4 protein-coding genes and 1 pseudogene are annotated in these 5,802 nt (G+C 51.8%); 1 reads left to right on the top strand and 4 read right to left on the bottom strand.

Translation table 11 applies throughout. The annotated features are described in order from the left end of the window. Positions 1 to 119 precede the first annotated feature (119 nt). The 4 genes from arsB to CLV80_RS18190 are packed head-to-tail and all read right to left on the bottom strand — an operon-like array spanning position 120 to position 4,236. Positions 120 to 1,130: an ACR3 family arsenite efflux transporter gene (arsB, locus tag CLV80_RS18205; protein ID WP_106359364.1), complete on the bottom strand. Its 1,011-nt coding sequence runs from the start codon at positions 1,128 to 1,130 to the stop codon at positions 120 to 122. Beyond that, positions 1,127 to 2,392 carry an organoarsenical effux MFS transporter ArsJ gene (arsJ, locus tag CLV80_RS18200; RefSeq protein ID WP_106359363.1) on the bottom strand — a complete coding sequence of 422 codons (1,266 nt, stop codon included), beginning with the start codon at positions 2,390 to 2,392 and terminating at the stop codon, positions 1,127 to 1,129. The genes arsB and arsJ overlap by 4 nt, the downstream gene beginning before the upstream one ends. Next, complete coding sequence (locus CLV80_RS18195; RefSeq protein WP_106359362.1) at positions 2,389 to 3,387, bottom strand: ArsJ-associated glyceraldehyde-3-phosphate dehydrogenase; 999 nt, start codon at positions 3,385 to 3,387, stop codon at positions 2,389 to 2,391. The genes arsJ and CLV80_RS18195 overlap by 4 nt, the downstream gene beginning before the upstream one ends. Positions 3,388 to 3,411: 24 nt before the next feature. After that, on the bottom strand, positions 3,412 to 4,236 hold the full coding sequence (locus CLV80_RS18190) for an arsenate reductase/protein-tyrosine-phosphatase family protein (RefSeq protein WP_106359361.1): 825 nt from the start codon (positions 4,234 to 4,236) through the stop codon (positions 3,412 to 3,414). A 371-nt stretch (positions 4,237 to 4,607) separates the two neighbouring features. Here CLV80_RS18190 and CLV80_RS18185 point away from each other — a divergent pair. After that, positions 4,608 to 5,337 (top strand): annotated as a pseudogene (locus tag CLV80_RS18185) (transglutaminase-like domain-containing protein). Positions 5,338 to 5,802: the final 465 nt, after the last annotated feature.

Raw genomic sequence — 5,802 nt, 5'->3', positions numbered from 1 at the left:
CTTTCTCATCTTCCACTCCTCGGTGGCTACGATGAGCAACAAACACTCTCTTAGCAAATTGCACTATTTGAACCCATAAGCGCTGACGTCAGACACCGCAGCCCTAAGTGGGCGGTATTCTAAGGTGCGAATTTTGTGCGTGTTCGGTTAGCGAATGCGACAAGGGTTAGCATAACAGGTACTTCAACCAACACGCCGACAACGGTTGCAAGGGCCGCGCCGGAGTTTAGTCCAAACAGGCTAATCGCGACGGCTACAGCGAGTTCGAAAAAGTTCGACGTACCGATCAGTGCGCAAGGTGCCGCGATGCGATGTGGCACCTTCATCGCAAAGGCTGCGGCATAGGCAATCGCAAAGATACCATAGCTTTGTAGAATGATGGGCACCGCGATCAGCACGATGATGAAAGGTTTTGAGACAATAACTTGGCCCTGTAATCCAAAGAGGATCATGACCGTTACGATCAGTCCAACCACCGAATAGGGTTTCACACGTGCTTGAAACGTTTCGATTGCGGGCTCTGACCCAAGGCGTCGCCGGGTTAAAATTCCAGCGGCAAGCGGCAGCGCGATAAACAGCAGGACCGAAAGGACCAAGGTCGACCAAGGCACGGTGATGTCCGTGACGCCCAGCAAAAAGGCGACGATTGGCGCAAAGGCGACGACCATAATCAGGTCATTCACCGACACCTGTAGCAGCGTATAAGTCGCGTCACCGCGTGTGAGTTGTGACCATACGAACACCATCGCCGTGCATGGCGCAGCGCCTAGCAAAATTAGTCCGGCAATATACTGCATCGCGTCTTCGCGTGGGATCCACGGTGCAAAGATGTGTTGGAAAAACAGCACCGCCAAAGCGGCCATCGTAAAAGGTTTGATTAGCCAATTCACGATAAGCGTAATCAGCAGCCCCCGCGGTTGCTTTGCCACGTCACGCAGGGATCGTGGGTCAACGCCAACCATCATCGGATAGACCATCGCCCAGATCAGCACCGCAACAACCAGATTTACGCTGGCGAATTCGGCCGCTGCTATTGCCCTAACCAAACCAGGGGCGACATTTCCCAAAATGATACCCGCCCCCATCGCCAATGCGATCCAAACGGAGAGGTATTTCTCGAAAATATTCATGCCGCGATCCCTTGTCTTTCACGTGTTCTAAGCTGGGACACACCGACCCAGCTTAAGCCGATCATCAGTGCTGCGGTCGCAAGGCACAGCGCAAGCCCGCCCAATTGATATGTCAGCCCGGACAGTACGGTTCCGACCAGACGGCCTGCCGCGTTCGCCATATAGTAAAATCCCACATCCATTGTGACACGCTTTGCATCCGTGAAATTGAGGATCAAAAATGAATGCAACGCCGAATTCACAGCAAAGATACCGCCGAAAACCAAAAGCCCCAGAACAATTGTTGCGGTCAATACATTGGACGGTTCGGCCGAAACCGATACCAACCCAGCAAGCAATGCCGGCACAACAATCAGCATGGCCACCCAGCGTTTGGCCTGCGCAAGCATCCCTGCCTCTGTCCGCGCGGTTGCATTCAAAATGCGCGGCGCCCAGCCCTGAACGATCCCGTATAGTATTGTCCAGACCGCCATAAAGGTGCCAATCATAAAGAACGCTGTGCGATTTCCGGCTTCGCTGCCGTCAGATAGAACCGCATAGAAATAGATTGGGATACCAACGACAAACCACACATCACGCGCCCCAAACAAAAAGAGCCGCGCAGCGCTGAGCCAGTTGATATTTCGGTTCTTCGAAAACACCTCAGAGAATTTCGCGTCTTTACGCCCAACAGGTAGCCCCGCAGGCATTCCCAAAATAACCCCGATGAGGATGGCAAAAAGAATAGCCGCCATCGTCAACACAGATGGCACGAACCCCAACACTGCCAGCAAAACCGCACCCAGCAAAAAACCGCAGCCTTTGACCGCATTTTTGGACCCGGTTAAAAGAGCGACCCAGCGAAACAGCCCGCCGCCTTCGCTTGGGGCTAAGATCTTCACCGCGCTTTTAGAGCTCATCTTCGCAAGATCTTTTGCGACGCCAGACAATCCCTGCACCAACATGACAAACACCACTGAAAAGCTAACACTCCACAGCGGGTTAAGTTGGGTCAGCGCCAATAGCGCGATGATCTGCAAAGTAAGCCCCGCATAGAGCGTGGACGTCAAACCAAATCGCGCTGCGATCCAACCTGCCGATAGGTTCGTTACGACACCGGCGATTTCATACAGCACAAACAGATATGCAAGTTGAACCGGTGAAAATCCCAATGTGTGGAAATGTAACAGCACCAACATACGAAGTGCACCATCGGTGAGCATGAACGCCCAGTAAGCCGCGGTTACCGTTATATAGGCCGCAAATCCCGTCGGACGCGTCACAGCTTTCCACCGACCATCAAAGCGACATCAGCCAACCGGTGTGCATAGCCGTATTCATTATCATACCATGCGTAGACCTTAAGCTGCGTACCATTGACGACCATTGTTGAGGGCGCATCAATGATAGAGCTGCGTGTATCGTTTGTGTAATCGCATGACACCAAAGGGCGTTCTTCATAGCCTAAAATACCCTGCAATTCGCCCTCGGCAGCGGCTTTGAACAATGCGTTGACCTCTTCAACGCTTGTTTCTCGGGCCATTTCAAATACGCAATCGGTGATAGATGCATTTAGCAGCGGCACGCGAACGGCGTGACCGTTTAACTTACCCGTCAGTTCAGGATAGATCAGCGTAATGGCCGTAGCCGACCCCGTTGTCGTGGGGATAAGGTTCGTCAACGCAGACCGCGCACGGCGCAAATCCTTTGCCGGGCGGTCAACAATTGTTTGCGTGTTGGTCACGTCATGGATTGTCGTGATTGAACCATGTTTAATCCCGATCCCTTCAAGAAGCACCTTTACCACGGGGGCCAGACAGTTCGTTGTGCAGCTCGCAGCTGTTACAATCTGATGGGTGTCGGGATCATAGATATCGTCATTAACCCCGAACACGATATTTGCCGTTGGACCATCCTTAACCGGGGCTGAAACGACAACCTTCTTCACACCCGCAGCGAAATAGGGGGCAAGTGCTGCCTCAGTCTTAAAAGCACCAGTGCAATCAATCACCACATCTACGTCATCTAGCGGCAGTTCATCGAGCTTGCGGGTGCTGGTAACCGGGATGGTTTTCCCGTCGATGGTAATTGCATTTGTGTCCGTTTCAAACGTTGCAGGCCAGCGCCCGTGGATGGAATCGAACTCGAGCAGGTGCGCGTGCATCTCTGGGTCGCCAACGGCATCATTGATAAACGCAATCTCTGCGCCGGTTTCCAGCAACGGGCGTAGCGCAAGTTTACCAATGCGGCCAAGGCCGTTCAGGGCGTAAGTGGTCATAGCGGATTTTTCCTGTTTCACGGCTTATTTGCCAATTTCATCAACATTCTTTTGTAATGTCGCTCGGTCCAACAGTTCAAAAGACAACGCAGTAAATGCTTGGATCCGATTATGCAGCGCACCATAGGTTTGATGGAATGCAAGACGCTTTTCTGCATCGGTTCCCTCTGCTTTAACGGGGTCTGGCATACCCCAATGCCCGGAAACAGGTTGCCCCGGCCACGTTGGACATTCTTCGTTTGCGGCACGATCACAGACGGTAAACACGAAATCCATATTTGGCGCATCAGCGCCCTGAAACTCTGATACGTTTTTAGACCGTAAAGGCGATACATCATGCCCTTTCGATTGCAGCATTTCGACTGCCAGCGGGTTCAAATCAGAGCGATGCATTGTACCTGCAGAATAGGCCGTAAACCGATCCCCCGCCATGTCCCGCAAAATGGTTTCAGCAAAGATCGAACGCGCTGAATTGCCGGTACACACGAATAGGACATTGAATTTGGTAGCGGACGCTGAAGGCATATGCTTGATCATTTCCGAAAATGGAGGTGGACAAAGGTCGGCGCGGCCACGGCAGCAATCGACGAATAGACCCGATACAACTGCGCCCGCTGCCTCTAAGTTGACCGCATATAATAGCCGCGTCTTATCCCGACGCTGCGAAATGAGACCCGCCTGTGTCAAGGCCGACAGGTATACCGACGCAGTGCTTGCCTTAAGACTAAGCGCATCGGCGATCTCACCCGCAGGCAACTCATCCGGGCAGCGCCGCATAAGCAAGCGAAACACGGCCATCCGCTGCGGATGGCTAAGAGTTGCGAGACGTTCTGTGAGTATTGATTCCATATTTCATGGATAGTGGAAATAATACTGACCAGTCAAGGCATTTGTGCCCAATGATAAGCTATGATGCTTGGCGCAAATCCCACTGCTAAGTTTCATAAACTCAAGGTATCTGGGTTTGCCTTCGTCGTTGAGGGCACAGGTTGTCGGCATAGCTTTTCAGCATTCTTACTCTAACGGTGGTTCGCTGAGTGGGCGTGCAGCTGTCACACGGTTGAGTGTGTGTTCGCGAACGCGGCGCGGATTTGATTGCTGCGGCAAGACTTAACCGGCATGCGGGTCAAAAAGCTATCGACAAATGAAAATCTTCTCTTGATCCTCTAGTTGCTTGAGGTTCTATGTAAGGCGGGATGACACTCAAGAGGCTATGATGACTGACAGTTTTTTTATCCCCCACCCCTCTACTCGACTTTGAGGCTAATGCCATTCAAGCTCTAATAGCCAACCGTGGTTGGGCTGGGTTGACGCAAAAGGACCGTATTGGAGCGGCCTATGATTTTGTGCGAACGGACATCGTTTTCGGCTATAACGCCAAAGATGCTCTGCCTGCCTCGCGGGTGCTGGCGGACGGTTATGGTCAGTGTAATACTAAAGGTACGCTGTTTATGGCGCTTTTACGGGCGCTAGGTATTCCGTGCCGTTTTCACGGGTTCACCATAGGCAAGCGACTACAGCGAGGAGTCATTCCAGAGGCTATCTATCCACTGGTTCCTCAAAGTATCATCCACTCTTGGGTCGAGGTTTTGTATGAAGATCAATGGCTCAATCTAGAAGGCTTTATTCTTGACCCGCTGCAACGGTCGTTTCCTGATCGCTCGTCGTTATGCGCGTTTGGTGTGGGAACGGAGACCCTGCAAGCTCCGAGTGTCGATTGGCGCGGAGAGAGCACCTATATTCAACAGACTGGGATTAACCACGATTGCGGTGTTTTTGATGACCCTGACACGTTCTATACAACGCACAGTCAGCTTTCCCGGTTTGCGCGGTTTGTTATACAGCGTTTTTATCCGGCATTGGATGAACCGCAGTGCTAAAAAAGTGAGGGCGGGACAGGTTCCCGCAATTCCTGATGATGATCTAGGTCATGCTGGGGCACTTCCTTAATCCGCCAGTGTTTTGGCTGTTCACTAAGTGCGCGACCATTGGGGGCATTCGCAATGCTCGCAATGGAACTACAAGCGAGATTCGTTACCGATGTGCTTTTGGGCGAGTTACTGTTCGATTCTGGGTGAAATGTAATGAATCTCGGGCTGGGCTTGCCTGCTTGAGTTGAATTGATTCAGGAAGAGCTAGTTTTAGACGTGTCTAGCGTTGGGTTGAATATATGAATGACATGTTGAAAACCATCTAAGTTGCTGTAAATAAATATATTTCTATATAAAACTCAAAAACTTTATGATTTTTTGAAAAAGGGGTTGCGGGTGTTGGGTGATAACCTTAGAACCCCCTTCACCGGCGGCGCTAACAAGCACCGACGGGGCGCCGGACGGGTCAGACGGAAGCGGAGACGCTGAGGGATGGATCGGGGGCGGTAAGAAATTTTGAGGTATTTGAGGCGGGGCGCGCCAT

This window comes from Yoonia maritima (assembly GCF_003003285.1).
In the GTDB taxonomy this organism is placed as follows: domain Bacteria; phylum Pseudomonadota; class Alphaproteobacteria; order Rhodobacterales; family Rhodobacteraceae; genus Yoonia; species Yoonia maritima.
This window is presented reverse-complemented; position numbering and strand designations above follow the sequence as displayed.

Bases quoted from the DNA above. Each gene is read 5' to 3' on its own strand.
- CLV80_RS18195 (WP_106359362.1), bottom strand. From the start codon at position 3,387: ATGACCACTTACGCCCTGAACGGCCTTGGCCGCATTGGTAAACTTGCG.
- arsB (WP_106359364.1), bottom strand. From the start codon at position 1,130: ATGAATATTTTCGAGAAATACCTCTCCGTTTGGATCGCATTGGCGATG.
- CLV80_RS18190 (WP_106359361.1), bottom strand. From the start codon at position 4,236: ATGGAATCAATACTCACAGAACGTCTCGCAACTCTTAGCCATCCGCAG.